This window comes from Dysgonomonas sp. 511 (assembly GCF_010501105.1).
Classification (GTDB): Bacteria; Bacteroidota; Bacteroidia; order Bacteroidales; family Dysgonomonadaceae; genus Dysgonomonas.
Window position 1 is genome coordinate 128,601 of the sequence record NZ_QVMQ01000006.1, and the last position, 20,586, is coordinate 149,186.

Below are 20,586 nucleotides of genomic sequence, written 5' to 3' on the forward strand. Positions count from 1 at the left end.
CCAAGAAAAACATATATCTAATTATTAGAATGAACGGCAAAAAAGGAGATAAACCATTGCCGTTTGCAGGAGAGAGAAAGCCAATAGGAAGAATTTGGAAGAACCCGGCGAAATAATCATAAAAATAATAATACAAAAACAATGAAGAAGAACTTATTTATGCTTTTGTCATTGCTGTCTTTTGCAATGGTATGGATGTCATCTTGCAGCGATAAAGAGGAAATCGCTTTTATCGAAAAGAATGTTGATTTTGCAGTAGCACAAACACAAATGATGTTGGATAGTGTTGGCCAGCCGACGGGAAAAAACTATCCGAGAACACTGAATGCGGAAGGCAAACTGGTAACTACTGGTATGTATGATTGGACGCCGGGCTTTTTCCCTGGGTCGTTGTGGTATCTATACGAATTGACAGGCGATAGCCTCTGGAAAAGCAATGCTGAAAAATGGACAGCCTCGCTAGAACCACTCAAAACCTTTACAGGGCATCACGATTTGGGCTTTATGATGTATTGCAGCTATGGAAACGGTTATAGGCTGACTGACAACCCTGCATATAAAGACATTTTGATAGAAAGTGCAAAATCCTTATCAACAAGGTTTAGCGAAAAAACCGGCACTATAAAATCGTGGAATTACCGTAAAGCATGGAACGACAGTGTAGAATGGTTTTATCCGGTAATTATCGACAATATGATAAATCTGGAAATGCTGACGGCAGCATCGGGATTGTCGGGCGATAGCAGCTTCCTCCAGATTGCGAAAAAGCATGCAGACAAAACATTGAAAAATCATTTCAGGGAAGACTTTTCTACCTATCATGTAGTGAACTATGATACAATAACGGGCGCAGTAAGAAATCAGGCTACCTGCCAGGGATATAGTGACAACTCTACCTGGGCGCGTGGACAGGCATGGGCGATCTATGGTTATACGATGATGTATAGGGAGACAAAAAATATGGAATATCTGAATGCTGCTATAAACGCAACAGATTTTTATCTTAATAATTTGCCCGAAGACCTTATTCCTGTATGGGATTTCAATGTAGGTGAAGAAGGGTACAACCCCGAAGTACGGTCCTATGCTGTAGAATTTAAAGAAAAGCTGAAAGATGTTTCTGCCGCGGCTGTAGTATGTTCTGCCTTGTTCGAACTCGGGCAATATGTATCCGAAAAAGAATACGGGCAACTGGCTGTTAAGATGCTCCATTCGTTGTCTTCTCCACAATACAGGGCTGAGCCCGGTGCGGAATGTGGCTTCCTGTTGAAACACAGTGTAGGCAGTATTCCTCATAAGACAGAGATTGATGTTCCGTTGGTATATGCCGATTACTATTACCTCGAAGCTTTGGTGCGATACAAAAGATTGCTGACGAAATAACAGGTATGCAAGCAAGAAATACTGAGTACAATAAATAGCTGACCTACATGATAAATAAATTTTTCCATTTCGCATTGATGATGAGCATGGTATCCTTGTTGCATGCTCAACAAACAGATTCTCGCATTCCGGATAAGAAGGATTTGGTAACATATAAGCTACCTAAAAATAAAATATACCGGGAGGGATGGATTGATTTCAACAAAAACGGCAAAATGGATGTCTATGAGAATCCAAAAGCATCTGTTGAAGACAGGGTTGAAGATTTGCTCAGCCAAATGACCCTTGACGAAAAAACCTGCCAGATGGTAACTCTCTATGGCTACAAGCGGGTGCTGGATGATGACTTGCCAACTGCCGAATGGAAGAATAAATTGTGGAAAGATGGTATCGGAGCTATAGATGAGCATCTGAATGGATTCAGGCAATGGGGGCTACCTCCATCCGACAATCCTTTTGTCTGGCCTGCCTCGCGCCACGCATGGGCATTGAACGAGGTGCAGCGATTCTTTGTGGAAGAAACACGGCTTGGGATTCCTGCCGATTTTACGAACGAAGGTATCAGGGGGGTAGAAAGCTATATAGCTACTAATTTCCCTACACAGCTGGGGTTAGGACATACATGGAACAGACAGCTTATAAATAAGGTCGGCTATATAACCGGACGTGAAGGAAGATTGCTGGGATATACCAATATTTATGCACCTATTCTCGATGTTGGACGCGACCAACGTTGGGGCCGTTACGAAGAAGTATATGGAGAAAGTCCATATTTGGTAGCCGAACTTGGTATTGCAATGGCAAAAGGCCTACAAACAAATTATCAGGTAGCATCTACTGCAAAACATTTTATTGCGTATAGTAACAATAAAGGAGGACGTGAGGGCTTGTCGCGCGTAGATCCGCAAATGTCGCCGCGTGAAATAGAAAATATACATATCTATCCCTGGTGGAGAGTGATAAAAGAGGCAGGCTTGTTGGGCGTTATGAGTTCTTATAACGATTACGACGGTTTTCCCGTACAAGGCAGCTATTACTGGCTTATGACGCGTTTGCGGAAAGATATGGGATTTAAAGGATATGTTGTTTCCGATAGCGATGCCGTAGAATATCTTCATTCAAAGCATGGGACATCTCAGAATATGAAAGAATCGGTTCGTCAGTCTGTTGAAGCCGGGTTGAATGTCCGTTGCACATTCCGTTCCCCCGATTCATATGTTTTACCTTTGCGCGAACTTGTAAAAGAAGGTGGGCTTCCGATGGAGACTATAGATGACCGTGTACGGGATATTCTTCGCGTAAAGTTTATAGTCGGACTATTCGATGTCCCATATCAGATGAACCTGAAGGGCGCAGATGATGAGGTGAATAGCAAAGAAAATCAGGAGATAGCTTTACAGGCATCCCGAGAGTCTATTGTTTTGTTAAAGAATGACAACAGTACACTACCGCTGGCAAAAGACAAAATAAAGAAAATAAGCATTTGCGGGCCAAACGCCGATGATGCTTCCTATGCCCTCACTCATTATGGCCCATTGGCTGTAGAGGTAAAATCTGTATTGCAGGGCATAAAAGAAAAGATGGAGGGACAGGCTGAGGTACTTTACACCAAAGGCTGCGACATCGTAGATGCTACATGGCCCGAATCGGAGATAATATCTACCGAGCTGACCAGTGAGGAACAGGAAGAGATAAACAAAGCCGTAAAAAACACATTGGATAGCGATGTTGCAATTGTAGTATTAGGAGAAAATGGACGCACCTGCGGTGAAAACAAATCACGCTCCAGCCTCGATTTGCCGGGACGTCAGTTCGATTTGCTGAAAGCTGTACATGCAACCGGCAAGCCTGTTATACTTGTTGTCATAAGCGGCCGTCCAAATTCAATCAACTGGGCAGATAAATATATTCCGGCTATTTTAGAAACATGGTACCCAGGTTCGCAAGGCGGAGTGGCTATCGCAGATGTGATATTTGGCGATTACAATCCCGGAGGAAAGCTCACCGTTACATTCCCCAAAACAGTGGGGCAAATACCATTCAATTTTCCTTCAAAGCCGGCATCTCAAGTAGACGGAGGACGTACACCGGGATTAAAAGGCAATATGAGCAGGATAAATGGAGCATTGTATTCGTTTGGACATGGATTGAGCTACACTACATTCGAGTATTCGGACTTAAGGATATTTCCATCGGTAATAACACCCAGCCAGAACACAACAATACGTTTCAACATTACCAATACCGGAGATAGAGCCGGTGATGAGGTTGTGCAGTTATATACCCGCGATGTATTGAGTACGGTGACGACGTACGAAAAGAATTTGCGGGGATTTGAACGGGTAAACCTGAAGCCGGGAGAGACAAAGGAAGTTACATTTACAATTACACCAAGAGATCTTTCACTTTTCAATAAGGAGAAAAAGTGGGTAGTTGAACCTGGCGATTTTAAAATAATGATCGGAGCATCATCCATCGACATTCGCCTGTCAGACACGCTCTCTGTTGTGCCATATGAAGGTAAGGAGATATCGTTGAACGAGAAGAAGGCAATGCCTACAGATAAAGCAAAAGCAGTATGGACTGGGGCGAAAGGGGATTTTTTGACCTTGCCCGTAAAGGATAATTCCACCTTGAACAAGGTGTCTGTCCTATGGTCTGAATTAGATGGGAATCCGGTACGTTTCGAGATACAGGCTTCTAGCGGAGGCGGGCAATTTTTGACGGTTTATGAGGGGGAAGTAACCCAAACGGATATTGTGCAGCATTATGCTATTAATGCCATTGTGGTAAGTGATATTCGTATTCTCATAAGCTCGGGTAAGGTTTCTATCGCAGATGTAAAGGCCGAATAAAAGATTCTCCAGTAGTGTTGAAAAACTTGGGTCTTACGGGGTTTTGTGAAGTAAAGTACAGCCAATAGAATAGTCGTTCATAATACTCTTTTTCAATAAAAAACCTCCCTAAATTATTTAGAGAGGTTTTTTATTGTCTTATTTAATTATTACAATCTATTTCCAACTGTTATATCTACTGAAAATAAGAGACATCTTCATATTCTCTTCTCCTGTACGGAGAATTGCAGATGTTGGAGACATCATATTATATACATCCTCTACAATAGCGCTGGACGCTGACGAAACATATGTCACATTTACCGGAATAAGCAGGTAGTGCAAATCAGGAAGCTGATCCATATCCTTATACTTTTTGGTGTAATAATTTACGATAGTTGCAATATTACCCAAATCATATGAATTATTGCTCGATCTGGTAATCTGGAAACTTGTCTCATTGTCAAATTTCTTCCTGTTATAGAAAAAGTTTGGCAATGAATCTTTGTTTATCAGCAGGAGATTGGTTGGTCGCGAAAATCCGGAACTTTCTTCCTCTTCGGTATTTCCATATATCTTCAATGCCGCCGAATTTATTATATGGCTCTTATTGTTCATTTCCTTTAGACCCATTTCTTTTATCTTTTGCAAAGGTATGGTCAATTGGGTATAAAGTCCGGCCGGAGTCTTCATATACGACTTGGTAGGGTTTCCGAAAATGTCATTTTCCTGCTCAGGAGTCATTTCATTTTTCACCCTGTTCATCTGGATAACATCGGTAGAAACCGGTAATGTAAATATGCCTACAGCTGTAGAGTCGCCTGTATCAGCAGCATTTCTTACATGGTAAGTATAATATACATTTATGTCTGTAGCAAAGGTGCTTACAAGCGAACTATTTCCAAAGGTAGAGGTAACATATACACCTTTAAAGATGCTCCTTAGGTTTTCAGGATTCTCAAATATTGTTTTATCTGCATTCCATGCATTCAAGAACCTCTCTCCCAATTCGATGTCAAGCCGTGTCGATAATTTCTTTGCCGTATAACTTGAATATGAGACAAACGGCACATCCTTTATCGTAAAGATGCTTTGTCCCAACAATTTGGTCATATCGCAATACTTCAGCGGATCTATACTTGTAAAAAAATAGGGAGCCAGATCTTTGGTTACTTCATATACGCCAATCCCCATGGGACTTATTGTATCTCCATAAAGAGATGCAAACTGGGTATCTAAAAACACAGAATCCACGACCAGGGGATAGTCACCCTTCGATGTATTTTCCTCAAATATGATTTTGCTACTTGTGAAAAACTCGCATAAATAGTCCGACTTCACCTTCCCGAATATAGGGTCGCTATATTCTCCCAGCAAGCCGGATAAGCTGCGGGCATATATAGAGTCTTTAAAGGATACTGTTTCGGCTGTTATTACGATGGTGTCTGTACCCAATGTTATACCATCATCTTCTGGCTGAATATTGCTGCCTATTGTGCTAAGGTCATCATCACAAGCAATAAATGTCGCAGAAGATAACAATATCGCCAGATTAAATAATAAAGTCTTAATTTTCATTCAATTTATGTTAAATCAAACATTGAGGACAAAAACTCCCCAAAAATACTGCTTACAAAAAATAAAACAGCATTTTTTCGATTTTATTTTAGATACTTTAAAGATTCTCGTAAAAATTATTGATTGCCTCTACAGATTCTTCTACAGAACCCTGATATGGCAGGAAATTTTTTCCTGTTTTAGTTATGTGTTCCAGCACATTGGCATTTACATCAGCCTCGCTCTGTATGATACCATCAGCGCACTCTACGGCAAATTTCGACAAGGTTTCGTAATCGACAATATCTTTCAAGCCGGCAAGGCTTTTATCCTTTATTCCGTCAAACTTAAGTTTGTTGATAAAATTACTATCAAACGGCTGCTTAAAATCGTCTTTGTATAAAGAATATACTATTTTCGAATTTTTGAAGCATGGGTCATCAGCATACATTGTCTTTATGTACAACCCTGTCAACGCAGTCATCCATCCGTGGCAATCTATCACATCGGGTATCCAGCGTAGTTTCTTTATTGTTTCCAATACTCCACGAACATAAAAGATGCTTCGTTCGTCATTATCAGTAAACTCTACACCTTGCTCGTCGGCAATTGTATCTTTGCGCTTAAAGTAATCGTCGTTATCTATAAAATAGATTTGCATACGTGCAGCCTGTATAGATGCTACTTTTATAATAAGAGGATGGTCTGTATCATCTATTATGAGGTTCATACCCGAAAGGCGGATAACTTCGTGCAACTGATTCCTGCGCTCGTTTATATTGCCGAACCGCGGCATAAAGGTTCTTATTTCCTGGCCTTTTTCCTGTATAGCTTGTGGCAAATATCTGCAATTTGTGGCGATAGGTGACTCTGGCAAGTAAGGAGTAATTTCCTGTGTAATGTATAAAATCTTTTTCGTACTCATTTATTATCTTTCCTCAACAATTTCTTCATTTGGAACTACAAAGATAATAAAAAAAAATCTGGTTTTGAGCAAATTTATTCCACTCCATTTTATTTTACCCCTTTCAAACGCCTTCTGGAAATTACTTTTTGCCCTCAAACTAAACTTTAGGCAAAGTCCGAACCGATGGTTTTATAACCATTTAAATCTTTTTTATCTATATAATTAAAACGTTTTGTTTAAATTTGCAGCGGCACACTACATTGTAAAATAAGAATTAATGGACAAGAAAAAAGCGGATTCGAAAGAGAAAAAGGAGAAGAAAGGAAAGGCCAAACGGATAGTAAAATGGATGTGGACGGGTTTTATTAGTCTTATCGTATTGGTTTCCATCGTGTTTACTCTAATCAGCTTGGGCGTAATAGGATATATGCCGGATGTGGAATCGCTGGAAAACCCTATCGACAAATACGCATCGCAGGTATATTCGGCCGATGGCGAAATGTTGGGAACTTATTCGCAGGCAAAGAACAACCGTATATATTCAGATTACAGCGACTTATCTCCTTATCTGGTAGAAGCTTTGATAGCCAATGAGGATGCGCGCTTTCACTCACATTCCGGAGTAGACGCCTATGCTTTGGGGCGGGCTGTGATCAAAAGAATCTTTTTATTTGACAAGAGTGCCGGAGGGGGTAGTACAATTACACAACAATTGGCAAAAATATTATACTCGCCTCCTTCCGAGAATGTATTCGAACGGGCACTACTACGCAAGCCTATAGAATGGGTGATTGCAGTAAAGCTCGAACGGTATTATACCAAAGAAGAGATTATCAACCTATACCTCAATCAGTTCGACTTTCTTCACAATGCAGTTGGAATAAAATCGGCAGCACAAGTCTATTTCAATAAAACACCCAAGGATCTGACACGAGAAGAAGCCGCAATGCTGATAGGTATGTGTATGAATCCTGCACAATACAACCCCAAAAGATACCCGGAGAGAGCAGAAGCCAGACGCAACATGGTGATGAAGCAGATGCAAAATTATGGCTATATATCTCAACAAGAATACGATGCGCTGAAACAAATCCCACTGAAGTTAGACTTCAGAAGGGTAGACCACAAAGATGGTCTGGCTCCTTACCTTAGGGAGTACCTACGCATTACCCTAAGCGCAAAAAAACCAAAGAGAAGCAATTACGCATCGTGGCAGACCGAACAATATGCACTGGATTCGCTTAGCTGGGAAACCAATCCTCTGTATGGTTGGTGCAACAAGAATAAAAAATCTGACGGATCGAACTACAGCCTGGCTACCGACGGACTGAAAATATATGCAACAGTAGATTCGCGCATGCAACAATATGCCGAAGAGGCCGTTGTAGAACATATGAGTAAATTCCTGCAACCTGCTTTCGACAAAGAAAATAGAGGAAAGTCTTATGCTCCATATTCGCGTAAGGAAGAAAAAAACATCGACAACCTCCTGGCTAAAGCGATGAAAAACTCCGACAGATACAAGAAGATGAAGAAAGACGGAGTATCGGAAAGCGAAATAGCCAAAACATTCAAGAAGCCTATCGACATGAAAGTCTTCTCATGGAAGGGTGAAATAGATACGCTGATGACCCCTTGGGATTCGATACGCTATCACAAATCGTTTCTCCGCACCGGGTTTATGGCGATGGATACACACAACGGATATGTAAAAGCTTATGTAGGAGGAATAGACTACAGCTACTTCCAATACGATATGGTGAATATGGGACGCCGTCAGGTAGGATCTACTATCAAGCCATACCTATACACCCTGTCGATGGAAGAAGGGTTTACCCCTTGCGATGAAATGCTTTACGAGCAACAGACTTTGATAACCGAAAACGGAAGGTCGTGGTCGCCAAGGGGGATAAAATCTTCGAAAGTAGGGGAAAAGGTAACTATAAGATGGGGGCTTCAGAACTCCGACAATATGGTAACCGCCTACCTGATGGACAAGACATCGCCATATACATTTACACGGATGCTGCGTTCATTTGGCATTACCGGAAAAATAGACCCTGTGGTATCTATGTCGCTGGGAACACCCGAAGTTACCGTTGCCGAAATGGCTGCCGCATACACATCCTTTGCCAACAAGGGGGTAAGGGTAAATCCTATATACATCACACACATAGAAGATCAATACGGCAACATCATCGCCAACTTTGTACCTCAGATGAACGAGGTGTTCAGCGAAAGTTCTTATGTGAAAATGATTGATATGTTGCAGGGAGTTATGAACGGAGGTACAGGTAGCCGCCTAAGAAGGAACTATGCTGTAACAGCCCCAATGGGAGGGAAAACCGGAACTACAAACAGCAATTCCGACGCTTGGTTTATGGGCTTCACGCCACGTATTTCGGCCGGGTGCTGGGTTGGAGGCGAGGAGCCGACCATTCACTTCAACTCTATGGCAGAAGGACAAGGCGCCAGTGCTGCACTTCCTATAGTCGGTTTATTCTACAAAAAAGTATTTGCCGACAGCAAGCTTGGCTATAGCCAGACCGAACGCTTCCCTACTGTAAAGGGATATGGAGTGTGCGATAAATCGAGGGACGACGAAGTAGTTGACGACCCTTCGCCTGTAGGCATTGACAATATCTTTAATTAAACGAAGTTTTTCGATTGAAAGCTATTCTTAAGTCAAAATATACCCAACGCCTGCTAGGGCTCACGGGTATATTGTTGGCCGGAGGAATAATATTTTACATCTTCAATCCGGAGAAACACCTATTCTTCCCGCCATGTATATTCCATTGGCTTACAGGTCTCGATTGCCCTCTTTGTGGTATGCAAAGAGCCATACATCACTTGTTGCATTTCAGGCTGAAAGAGGCTTTCGCCAACAATCCACTGTTTGTCTGCGCCATACCTTATATAGTACTAGGCGTATATATAGAAATATTCGGAGGCAAAGAACGATACCCCCGAATAAAACAAGTGTTGTATAAAAAGAATGCTGTTATAGTAGTATCAGCGATTGTAATACTATTCTGGATAGGCAGAAACCTTATTTAACCGGTTCTATTGTATATCCTTGTTGAGCCAGTTGGACGAGAAGCCCGTCTTTGCCTACAAGGTGAAGTGCGCCGACAGCAATAAGGCTCGATTTGTCTTTCATTATTGCAGGAAGCTTTTCCACCCATTTGTCATTACGGTCTTTGTATAAGGCATCCTGATGTTTTTGCGACATTTGGCATTCATCATCAGCATCAAAAGTCAGGTCATACATTTCGCGCAGCTGGCCATTGGTATAATAGTTGCTCATCTTATCCATTTGCTCTTTTACTTTATCGCTGGTTTTGACTCCGCAAGCAAGTATTTCTGCATATTCTTTCAATGGCGCAGCATCGAACAATGCGTATATCTGGTCTTCTACTGTTTCGAGTCCCAAAACCGGCTTACCCTTTTCTTTTGCTATGCGCTGCACATAAGCATCGATGGCTTCGTGGCTCATCGGGTTAAACTCCGGATATATCTTCGTGTATAAGGTTATGGTGTAGACCATCGAAAGCATTCCGGGTTTCAGCCGCCCCAATTGATCCAGCCCAACTGTAAGCATTTCTCTTAATCCGCGATCGAGTGTGGCATAATCTTCGGCCGACAACAGCTTGTCGTAAGATTCGCCTGCCGGCATTACAGCAGCTTGCTGCATCTTTGCTTGCATAGACGTCTGGTCTGACATTAATAGCTCGCCAACGGTTTGCTCTGTAGTCTCCATTGCATCTTTCAGCCCTGCTATTTTATCAGCAAAACTAACATGGACCAAGTGGTGTGTACCCAATATATATGACGGCTTTTCGAGTCCGTTGCCCGACACTTTCCAGAGCAAAGTGCCTGTATATTGTTCTGTATCTTGTGCTACTGCCGAAAATACTGATGCTAAAAAAATCAATATGGCAACCCAGATAAAATTTAATGTTCTCATAGATATTTTTATTATTTCAATGTTTATTCGATATTATCTTTTTCAAATTCTTCGACCTCCTTAATTGAGTCCTCTATCTTTTTCATATTGTTCCAATATAGTTTTTTGTATATCCAAATAACCAATAAGAATCCGATAGACATAGTAACCACAAATACCACCCAATGCGAAAGGAAGTGCTCGGAATTATTTACAAGTTCGAAACCGCCCCATATTACAGCAAAAGCAACAAACCAGATAAGCCCTATCGTAAACTCTTTTATCATGGCTTTACGGTACCAATAAAAATCACCTGAAATTTCGGTTATGCCCTGATGAAGCATATCTATTTTCTTTAGTTTGCCGATTTTACAAACTTGCCAAGTAAGCCCCAATATAGCCGATAGTATATAGAAGGCCAATACCTCCCAGTATTTCGAAAACACTCCATATCCTAAAGGTATGCAAAAAAGGAGAACGACAGCACCCATTTTCTCATATCTCAAGATGCGGGCAAGGGCGCTTTGCCCTTTATTGTCCACCATCTTTATTATTTTTTCTTCGTCGATAGTTGGCTTGAAATTAGTACCCTGCCAATCTTTCTTTATATTGTCTAAATCCATAGCTTATTAATTATCCCCGTTCGACATTTGCTTTAGTTTTTCTTTTATCCGGTTGAGTTTAGTCGCCACATTGGTAACAGTCAGTCCGGTAATCTCGCTGATCTCCTTATATGGTTTATCATCCAAATACAGCAAGACTAAAGCGCGTTCTATTTTCCCCAGTTTATCTATTAGCCTGTAAAGTTCCTGTATCTTATCATTATTGTCTACCGTATCGGGGATATCCATCGTAATATCTACATAATTGATATCCCTCTTACTTCTCCTGTAGAACGACACACAAGTATTAAGTGCTATCCGGTATATCCATGTGGAATATTTACTCTCCCCCCTGAAAGAAGGGAAACCTTTCCACAAATTGATCACAACCTCCTGATACAAGTCGCTTATCGGATGCTCTTTGTCTGCATAAAAAGAAGTGACCTTATAGATGATACCTTCATTCTGGCGGATCATATCTAAAAACTGCTTATCACTTCCCAACTGCTGTGTCATTTATTTTCTTAATGTTTTTATTTATAAGTCGTCGACGTACCCCGGTTTGTCACACACGAAGTAAATATTTTTTATTTTTTCTTGAAAATAGTTTGTTATTTGTTTATATGAATATCATTAACTACCGAACATTAAAGGGTTTTTGTATATTTGTAAAATTATCAACCGGACAAAAAAGTGAAGAAAACTACACTCCTATTTGTGATAATAATATTATCCGTATGCTTCACAGCATGCAATAAGGCACTATATATGACTCAACAAGAGAAAATATTAATAAACGACAACGACGAGAACACACCTTTCAGGGTACTAGTGGTCACCGGCGAAGAAGACTCATCATTCTTGAGGAAGAAAAGTACGGATATAGATATCCGCGAAATTGTGAATCCCGACTGGCAGCTGTTCATCAAACGATTGAAACTTACGATGGACATAGAGTCGGGAGTGGGTATAGCCGCCGTACAAGTTGGCATCGCCCGCAACCTGTTCCTGTTTATGAGACTCGACAAACCGGAAAACCCGGTAGAGGTGGCGATCAACCCTCGGATAATATCACATCCCAAGAATACGATATGCTTCGAAAACGACGGTTGCCTTTCCGTACCCGATATGTCGGGCGACACATTTCGTTACCCGTGGATAGAGGTAGAATATTACAATGAAAAAGGCGAGAAGAAAAGAGACATACTCAAGGGTTACTCGCGCGAAGGTGATTTTACGGGCGTTGTATTCCAGCACGAATACGATCATTTGCAAGGAATACTCTATACGGATAAGCTATGCGGCGAAAACGATAATTAGAAAAATGCTATAATAGTAGTAATATATCTAAAAAAACATCACTTATATATCGCCAAAAATTGTACTTTTGCTAACAGAATCACCTATCAATATATATTGACTGAGAAAACTTTTACGAATATGAACGGAATAGATTGGCCAAACTTGTCTTTCGGCTATATGAAGACAGATTACAATGTAAGAAGTTACTACAAAGATGGTAAATGGAGTACACCAACCGAAACTACATCCGAAAACATCGACATTCATATGGCTGCAACCTGCCTCCACTACGGCCAGGAAGCTTTTGAAGGACTAAAAGCATTCAAAGGAAAAGACGGAAAGATCCGTATTTTCAGAATGAGGGATAACGCTCTGCGTATGCAGGCTTCGTGCAGGGGTATTATGATGGCCGAACTGCCGGTCGAAGTATTCGAAGAAACCGTAACCAAAGCAGTTAAGCTCAACGAACGGTTTGTACCACCTTATGAAAGCGGAGCTTCGCTCTACATCCGCCCTCTGCTAATAGGCACAAGTGCGCAGGTAGGGGTGAAGCCGGCAAACGAATACCTGTTTCTGGTATTCGTGACACCAGTAGGCCCTTACTTCAAAGAAGGATTCAAGCCGACACCCGTAGCTATACTCCGCGGCTTCGACCGTGCCGCCCCGCTGGGAACAGGAACGATCAAGATCGGGGGGAATTATGCTGCCAGCCTTACAGCCGGACACATTGCCCACGAAAAAGGATATTCGGCAGTATTGTATCTGGATGCAAAAGAAAAGAAATATCTGGACGAATGCGGCCCTGCCAATTTCTTTGGCATCAAGAATAATACCTATATAACACCACTTTCTTCATCCATATTGCCATCTATAACCAATAATAGCCTGATGCAACTGGCTGAAGATATGGGTATAAAGGTAGAACGCAGACAGGTGGCTGAAGACGAACTCGCCACATTCGAAGAAGCCGGACAGGTAGGTACCGCTGCTGTAATAAGCCCGATACTCAGGGTAGACGACATTGACGAAAACAAGTCTTATATTATATCCAAAGACGGGAATGCAGGCCCTATAAGCACAAAATTGTACAATAAACTGAGAGGTATCCAGCTGGGTGACGAACCCGACACTCACAACTGGGTTACCATATTAGAATAAAACACCCCTACCCGCAATATGGAGGATATAGTGCAGAGTGAAGAAAAGATGGTGCTGCGCACCGAGAATCTCGTGAAACGTTACAAGTCGCGGACTGTAGTGAATCATGTTTCCATAGACGTAAAACAAGGCGAAATAGTAGGTTTGCTGGGACCAAATGGTGCCGGCAAGACTACCACTTTTTATATGACAGTAGGCCTGGTGATGCCCAATGAGGGAAAGATTTTCCTCAACGAGCAGGAGATTACGAAATTCCCTGTCTACAAAAGGGCGCAAAACGGTATCGGTTATCTGGCACAGGAAGCATCTATTTTCAGAAAAATGACCGTAGAAGACAATATCAAATCGGTATTGGAAATGACAAATACCTCGGCGGCATATCAAAAAGAAAAGCTGGAAAGCCTGATTGATGAGTTTGGACTACACAAAGTGAGGAAAAACCTCGGTGACAGGCTCTCGGGAGGAGAACGGAGACGCTCGGAGATAGCCCGCTGCCTCGCCATCGACCCTAAGTTTATAATGCTCGACGAACCGTTTGCAGGAGTAGACCCTATTGCAGTACAAGACATCCAGGAAATTGTAGCGAAGTTGAAATATAAAAATATCGGAATACTTATCACCGACCACAATGTGGACGAAACCTTGAGTATAACCGATAGGGCATACTTGTTGTTCGAGGGAAAAGTATTGTTTCAGGGAACAGCCGAAGAGCTAGCATCTAACGAAATAGTTCGGGAGAAATATCTGGGACGGGATTTCGAATTGAAACGCCGGAATTTCGAACACTTAAAGAGTTAATGTAATACACGACAATAAAATAAAACATAAAAAAGATGAAGTTTGCAATAATCGAACTTCATCTTTTTTGCATTTTACAAATCAATCTTAAATTATACGATTTCAGCATTTAAGATAGAGATAGATAAAGAATTTTTATCTAACTTTGCCGTTTAATATATGGGACGACTTTTAGCAATAGATTATGGTACTAAACGGACAGGGCTGGCTGTATCAGATATACTGAAAATAATAGCAAACGGCTTGACCACCGTTCCTACACATACTTTATTCGATTACCTGAAAGCTTATCTGGAGAAAGAAGATGTAGAATGTATCATAGTAGGGTTGCCTAAGCAAATGAACAATCAGGATTCGGAAAGCATGAGGCATATCCGCCCGTTCGTCAAGAAACTGAAAATATTATACCCGGATATACCCGTAAAGATGTATGACGAGCGATTTACATCGTCCTTAGCACAAAAGGCTATTATTGATGCCGGATTGAAGAAAAAAGACAGACAAAACAAAAGTTTAGTGGACGAAGTCAGTGCGACCATCATACTGCAAAGTTACATGGAAAGCCTACGGTTACAAAACAGATAAAACAGCAACATGATATTACCGATATACCTATACGGACAGCCCGTATTAAGAAAAGAAGCCAAAGATATTACGAGCGATTACCCCAATCTGAAAGAACTGATAAACAACATGTTCGAAACCATGTATAACGCAGACGGCGTAGGACTTGCAGCCCCGCAAATAGGGCTTGATATCCGCCTGTTTGTTATCGACCTCGAACCATTGGCAGAAGATAACCCTGAGTATGCAGACTTTAAGAAAGTTTTTATAAATGCTAAAATCGTAGAGACCTCTGGCGAAATAGTAAAAATGGAAGAAGGGTGCCTCAGTGTTCCCGGCATAAACGAAGCCGTAGAGCGGCACGAAAAAATCAGGATACAATATATGGACGAAAATTTTGTAGCCCACGACGAAGAATACGACCAATTCTTTGCCCGGTGCATACAACACGAATACGACCATATAGATGGGAAGCTATTTATAGACAAAATTTCAGGAATCCGCAAACAGCTGATTAAAACAAAGCTAACCAACATGATAAAAGGCAAAGTAAATTGCAGATATAGAGTAAAAGCTGTCGGACGTTAAAATAAACCGGAAATATCGGAAACAACCCATGAGAAAAGAATTGAAAATACTCTTGACATTAGCTTGTGTAATATGCAGTTTTAGTGCTTGCGTCACAAATAAGCAGACAGACCTGCTTCAGGATATAAAACTAAAATACCCGCAAGTGACATTCAAGCCCGAAGAATACCGTATAATCCCCGGCGACCAGCTCAGCGTAACAGTATATGCATGGGACGAAGCAACATCCCGCATATTTGCAGGATATACACCTCAGCTTACATATCAGGGAAGGAACGAAGCTACCGGCGTAAGCACAAGCGACCAAATCAGGCATCTGGAAAATACAGACTATGTAACCCCTATAACAGTGTATTCGGACGGAACAATTACCTTTCCATATATCGGGAAAGTATATGTGCAAGGCCTGACACTACTGCAAGCAAAAAAACTGATAAGCCAGAAACTTGGAGACTTTGCCGAAGGGACCACAGCCGATGTTACCCTTTCGAACAGATATTTTAGCATACTGGGTGAAGCAGGGGCAAACCGGATAACGATGCCCAACACCTCGATGAATATATTTCAAGCCCTTACATTGGCAGGGAATATTGGCCCTTATGGAGACCGTTCGAAAGTTACAATAATCAGGCAAAATGCCACAGGTACTACCACAAAGACATTCGACTTGAGAAGTAAAGATATTATAGACACAGAATTCTATTACATACAACCTAATGATGTAATATATATACCTCAGACTTCGAATAAATTCCTGGGGTCGACGACTTCTTTTGCCGGAATATTCGGTTTGGCAACATCTTTGATCGGAGTAGTTATCGTTATAATCAGGATTTTTTGATATGAAATATTTATTACATCTCCTTCTTTCTATCGTCATTATTTCTTTTGGCCTCTCTTCTTGTATTTCGAGCGAGGAAATAAATTACCTGCAAGCAATAGACAAGCAATATACCCTTGAGAATTACAGAGATTACAGACTTGCTCCCAGCGACATGATTACCTGTGCGTTATCATCGAGCGATGAAGAACTGGTAAGGACATTTTATTCTATAATATCAAACAACCAGAATGTGCTGAGATCGTACACGATATATGAAGACAGTACGGTTGTATTCCCTTTCTTCGGCACAATAAAAATTGCAGGGTTGACAGTACAGGAAGCCGAAGTAGCCATTCAGGAAATGATGCAGGAGTCGGTGAAAGACGTGCAGGTGAAAGTTGCCGTAGCCAACAATTTTTTCTATATTTATGCAAACGAAAAAAGAGGTACCTATAGGGTTTACAAAGACCGGCTTACCATATACGAAGCCTTATCCATATCGCAACAGACAACTGAAACGATGGACTTGACCCGCGTAAGTATTGTCAGAAAAAATGAAGAAGGAAATACTATTGTAAAAACATTCGACCTTAGGTCGCAGGACGTAATACAATCGGAATATTACTATATATACCCGAACGATGTTATTTACTTCCCGACCAACAAGAACTCGTTTTTCAACATAAGTTCTTTTTCGTCATTCATTTCAATGCTATCCGGCCCCTTAACCTTCCTCCTGTATTCTATTATCTGGGGGATTTAAAAAAAACAGGATAATTTCTTATGGAGAATAATATAAACAACATAAAAGTCAACGAAATCGATCCTTATTTCGAGGAGATAAAGACTAAGACAAATGTCTCCTTCGACTTTGTTCTCTGGTTTTACAGGCTGCTTAAATACTGGTACTTGTTTGTCATCTCGGTAGGATTGTGCCTGGCATATGCCTATATCGACAACAAATCGTGGGTTCCGGTCTATAGCATACGAGCTGTAATGATCTTGGAAGACCGTAATGCATCCAGCATAGCCGTAGGGTCGGTGCCAATGGCAAGTTTGCTACGCAACACCGAGAACCAACAGATTGTACTACAATCGTATGGGCTAACAGAACGCACAGTAAAAAAACTCCCCGATCATATGCGGGTTAATTACTTTATACAAACACGGTTCAAAAGTATCAACTTATATACAGATTCTCCTGTAAAGGTAGAAGTAATAGAACTTCAGCCCGAAGCCTATTACTATGTATATAATCTGGATTATATAGACCAGACAAAATGTGAATTGAGCTATATAAAGAATGCCGAAACAGAGGAAAAAACTTCGATCATCGTTCCGTTTGACGAAGAGATCGAGCATGAGCTATTTAAAATAAAGCTTGTAAAAACACCTCATTTAAGCACAGATGGCCAGGCATTCAAACCCGGGATCAATACTTTTTGCTTCAATTTCCTGTCGGAAAGTCAACTTATCGGAATGTTTTCTGGGCAAATAACTTCGCAGATGGAGAACTCCAATTCGTCGATACTTAATATTATCATGTATGGAACAAACCCACACTTGAATATTGATTATCTACGGGAACTACTCAACGAATTTCAGGAATACAACCTAACCTTGAAAAACGAACAGGCAGATTTAACGATCAACTTCCTCGACAACCAGCTTCGCGCCGTCAACGACTCGCTAGATGCTTCCCGCATAAAGCTTGAAAGATTTCAAAGGGAAACCGGGGTGTATGAGCTGACTTCGAGAACACTGAAAATGGACCTTGACAGTGCAAACAGCGAAAAAGATGTTTTAGCCCTGAGAGAGCGCTCCATATTGGCTCTGACCGAGGCTGTAAAGAATATGGTGATGAATGGGGATGAAATGATTGAACCGACTCATCTGAATATCTCCAATCAAAGGCTTAGTGAATACATACAAGAGTACAACCTGATACTAAAGAAATATAAAAATCTGGGAAGTAAGAACCCGTTGTACAACAAAACGGTTGACGAGCTGAACGATTGCAGGAAGAAAATACTTACAGAGGTGCAAATACTGCAAGTAAAACTACAGGAAAGAAAAGACGCCTTAGTGAGAAAGTATAAGGTATTAGACGCAAAAATGGACAACCTGCCTCCTCAAGAAAGAGATCTTGTGAAATTTGAACGGGAAACACGCCTCAATGAAGTGTACCATCAATACCTTACCCAACGGAAAAGGGAAGCTGAAATACAACGGGCATCAAATGTTCCCGACAACTCGATATGGGAAGAACCCCGTATAATAGGAGGACCAATAAACGGAGATGCTCTTAGCAAAAATTATATGTTTTTCTTCGTTGTGGGAGTGATAATACCTCTTTGCTTCGTAATTGTAAAAGAAGAATTGCTCAACTTCTCGGTAATGACCAAAGAAGAATGTGAAAAAATATCCGGGCTTCCGGTTATTGGTACAATAGAAAACATTTCGAAAAAACTGTCAAACGGAGTAGTGCTGGTCAAGAACTATCCCAAATCGAGTTTTGCCGAATCGTTCCGGAACATGAGGGTCAGGATAGAATATATGGCTCAACGCGAAGACAAGATAATGGTACTTGTTACATCAACCGAGCCTGCTGACGGTAAAACATTTATCGCGACCAACATTGCATCAGTTTATCAGTTGATGGGCAAAAAGGTCATCATAGTCGACCTCGATTTACGCCGTCCGTCGGTATCTAAGACATTAGAAGTAGATTCGACCAAAGGTATATCCAATTACCTGATCGGGCAGGTATCGTTGGAAGATATTATAATATCCCATCCCGATTATGGATTCGATATCATTCCGGCCGGAACACTTCCTCCAAATCCGAGTGAGTTGATTAAGACAGAAAAGACCAGGCAGGTATTAGACTATTTACGGACAGTTTACGACTACGTAATTATCGACTGTAGCCCGGTAGGACTGGTATCCGATGCTTACATCTTGTCGGAACAGGTAGACACCACTCTGTTTGTTGTGAGGCGGGCAAAAACCAACCGCTCGTTCTTCAAGAGTGTCATAAGTCAGTTGAAATACGATGGAGTAGATAATATTGCATTGGTATTCAACGATGTGAAAGGACGTGAAGGATATTATGGTACATCGAGGTATTACGGAGACAAAACGTATTATCTGAAGAAAAATTCATATTATCACGACGACTATTTCGAGAACTAAGATTCGACTTAGTCTCCCTTAAGGATTCACTGCGGATAATGTTCTTCTCATTGAAAGAGAGTTAAGAGAACATTATCCGTGTTGTTTTTAGCCAACAATGTTGATTGGGGTATGTTCGATAGTGAGTTTAGCAGTCTATCTTATGGTAAAATAGTGGTATTCAAAAACGATCCACTTGCTAGTTGGACGCTTATATTAATGAAGTACGCAAAGCCTGTCTGATGAATAATAGTGAGAATAATTACTTGCAATATTTTTGCGTTGAGAGAAAAACACGCCCAATATTCTCTGTCCGCCCCTACCCTACTACTAATTCATATTGGGTGCAGTAGCGCCCAACTAAATGAAGAATAGAAATAGTTGATTTAGATCATATCAAGAGTAAGAGTTAAATCACTTATTTACAATACCAAAAATCAATAAAAAACCATTCTCTATTTATATTTTTGAATTTATATTCCGTTCCTTCCCAGTCTGAAGCGCCTATTCACAAAAAAAGACCCATTAGAATTATTATCTAATGAGTCTTTTAATATTAATAAAAACGGCGGTAACCTACTCTCCCACTTTTACGCAGTACCATCGGCACGACCGGGCTTAACTTCTCTGTTCGGAATGGGAAGAGGTGGAACCCCGGTGTTATAACCACCTGAATATCTTTTTAGTCGATAATGGATAATGGATAGTGATATAAATGTGATTTATTTTCAACTTCCAATTATCAACGGTCAACTATATTGAGATGATGTAAAAGAGGAAGTAAAGACCGGTTATTTTCTTTTCTTGTTTGGGTTGTGTGAGTTGAAAGATAACTATAGAAGTTATCTTTCAACTCACTCGAAGAAAGCGTGCGGGCAATTAGTACTGCTCGGCTATGACATTACTGCCTTTACACCTGCAGCCTATCAACGTTGTAGTCTACAACG

General features: G+C 41.0%; 17 protein-coding genes and 2 rRNA genes. 12 read left to right on the forward strand and 7 right to left on the reverse strand.

What is annotated here, in order from left to right:
- Positions 1-141: 141 nt before the first annotated feature.
- Both D0T57_RS04155 and D0T57_RS04160 read left to right on the forward strand, forming a co-directional pair.
- Positions 142-1,383, forward strand: coding sequence for a glycoside hydrolase family 88 protein (locus tag D0T57_RS04155; protein ID WP_163271171.1), 1,242 nt, complete (start codon positions 142-144; stop codon positions 1,381-1,383).
- A 47-nt stretch (positions 1,384-1,430) separates the two neighbouring features.
- The gene (locus tag D0T57_RS04160) at positions 1,431-4,238 is read left to right on the forward strand and encodes a glycoside hydrolase family 3 N-terminal domain-containing protein (RefSeq protein WP_163271172.1); all 2,808 of its coding nucleotides are present in this window, start codon (positions 1,431-1,433) and stop codon (positions 4,236-4,238) included.
- Positions 4,239-4,394: 156 nt separating this feature from the next.
- Here the strand turns inward: D0T57_RS04160 and D0T57_RS04165 are convergent, their stop codons facing one another.
- Together D0T57_RS04165 and D0T57_RS04170 are read right to left on the reverse strand one after the other, a co-directional pair.
- Positions 4,395-5,795 (reverse strand): DUF4270 domain-containing protein, encoded by a 1,401-nt coding sequence (locus D0T57_RS04165; RefSeq protein ID WP_163271174.1) that lies wholly within the window; start codon positions 5,793-5,795, stop codon positions 4,395-4,397.
- A gap of 97 nt (positions 5,796-5,892) precedes the next feature.
- Complete coding sequence (locus D0T57_RS04170) at positions 5,893-6,699, reverse strand: glycogen/starch synthase (RefSeq protein WP_163271176.1); 807 nt, start codon at positions 6,697-6,699, stop codon at positions 5,893-5,895.
- A 331-nt stretch (positions 6,700-7,030) separates the two neighbouring features.
- On the opposite strand from D0T57_RS04170, the gene D0T57_RS04175 reads away from it, so the two are divergent.
- Positions 7,031-9,334, forward strand: coding sequence for a transglycosylase domain-containing protein (locus D0T57_RS04175; RefSeq protein WP_255490489.1), 2,304 nt, complete (start codon positions 7,031-7,033; stop codon positions 9,332-9,334).
- Between the two features lie 14 nt (positions 9,335-9,348).
- The gene (locus D0T57_RS04180; protein ID WP_185154623.1) at positions 9,349-9,741 is read left to right on the forward strand and encodes a DUF2752 domain-containing protein; all 393 of its coding nucleotides are present in this window, start codon (positions 9,349-9,351) and stop codon (positions 9,739-9,741) included.
- Here the strand turns inward: D0T57_RS04180 and D0T57_RS04185 are convergent.
- The 3 genes from D0T57_RS04185 to D0T57_RS04195 are packed head-to-tail and all read right to left on the reverse strand — an operon-like array spanning position 9,734 to position 11,748.
- Positions 9,734-10,651, reverse strand: a complete 918-nt coding sequence (locus D0T57_RS04185) for a TraB/GumN family protein (RefSeq protein ID WP_163271180.1) — start codon at positions 10,649-10,651, stop codon at positions 9,734-9,736. The genes D0T57_RS04180 and D0T57_RS04185 overlap by 8 nt on opposite strands.
- A gap of 23 nt (positions 10,652-10,674) precedes the next feature.
- Positions 10,675-11,253: a hypothetical protein gene (locus tag D0T57_RS04190; RefSeq protein ID WP_163271182.1), complete on the reverse strand. Its 579-nt coding sequence runs from the start codon at positions 11,251-11,253 to the stop codon at positions 10,675-10,677.
- Positions 11,254-11,259: 6 nt separating this feature from the next.
- The gene (locus tag D0T57_RS04195) at positions 11,260-11,748 is read right to left on the reverse strand and encodes an RNA polymerase sigma factor (protein ID WP_163271184.1); all 489 of its coding nucleotides are present in this window, start codon (positions 11,746-11,748) and stop codon (positions 11,260-11,262) included.
- Positions 11,749-12,000: 252 nt separating this feature from the next.
- On the opposite strand from D0T57_RS04195, the gene D0T57_RS04200 reads away from it, so the two are divergent.
- The 8 genes from D0T57_RS04200 (at position 12,001) to D0T57_RS04235 (ending at position 19,660) form a co-directional block, all read left to right on the forward strand.
- Positions 12,001-12,552 carry a peptide deformylase gene (locus D0T57_RS04200; protein WP_163271186.1) on the forward strand — a complete coding sequence of 184 codons (552 nt, stop codon included), beginning with the start codon at positions 12,001-12,003 and terminating at the stop codon, positions 12,550-12,552.
- Between the two features lie 96 nt (positions 12,553-12,648).
- Positions 12,649-13,692 carry a branched-chain amino acid aminotransferase gene (locus tag D0T57_RS04205; RefSeq protein ID WP_255490485.1) on the forward strand — a complete coding sequence of 348 codons (1,044 nt, stop codon included), beginning with the start codon at positions 12,649-12,651 and terminating at the stop codon, positions 13,690-13,692.
- A gap of 18 nt (positions 13,693-13,710) precedes the next feature.
- The gene (gene lptB / locus D0T57_RS04210) at positions 13,711-14,490 is read left to right on the forward strand and encodes an LPS export ABC transporter ATP-binding protein (protein ID WP_163271190.1); all 780 of its coding nucleotides are present in this window, start codon (positions 13,711-13,713) and stop codon (positions 14,488-14,490) included.
- 159 nt (positions 14,491-14,649) lie between these two features.
- Positions 14,650-15,075 (forward strand): Holliday junction resolvase RuvX, encoded by a 426-nt coding sequence (gene ruvX, locus D0T57_RS04215; protein ID WP_163271192.1) that lies wholly within the window; start codon positions 14,650-14,652, stop codon positions 15,073-15,075.
- Positions 15,076-15,084: 9 nt separating this feature from the next.
- Complete coding sequence (def, locus tag D0T57_RS04220) at positions 15,085-15,642, forward strand: peptide deformylase (RefSeq protein WP_163271194.1); 558 nt, start codon at positions 15,085-15,087, stop codon at positions 15,640-15,642.
- A 28-nt stretch (positions 15,643-15,670) separates the two neighbouring features.
- Positions 15,671-16,483 (forward strand): polysaccharide biosynthesis/export family protein, encoded by an 813-nt coding sequence (locus tag D0T57_RS04225; RefSeq protein WP_163271196.1) that lies wholly within the window; start codon positions 15,671-15,673, stop codon positions 16,481-16,483.
- A 1-nt stretch (position 16,484) separates the two neighbouring features.
- Positions 16,485-17,228, forward strand: a complete 744-nt coding sequence (locus D0T57_RS04230) for a polysaccharide biosynthesis/export family protein (protein WP_163271198.1) — start codon at positions 16,485-16,487, stop codon at positions 17,226-17,228.
- A 20-nt stretch (positions 17,229-17,248) separates the two neighbouring features.
- Positions 17,249-19,660: an exopolysaccharide transport family protein gene (locus D0T57_RS04235; protein ID WP_163271200.1), complete on the forward strand. Its 2,412-nt coding sequence runs from the start codon at positions 17,249-17,251 to the stop codon at positions 19,658-19,660.
- A 542-nt stretch (positions 19,661-20,202) separates the two neighbouring features.
- Here the strand turns inward: D0T57_RS04235 and rrf are convergent.
- Both rrf and D0T57_RS04245 read right to left on the reverse strand, forming a co-directional pair.
- Positions 20,203-20,313: ribosomal RNA gene (gene rrf / locus D0T57_RS04240) — 5S ribosomal RNA — on the reverse strand.
- A 184-nt stretch (positions 20,314-20,497) separates the two neighbouring features.
- Positions 20,498-20,586 (reverse strand): 23S ribosomal RNA (locus D0T57_RS04245); the annotation flags it as partial.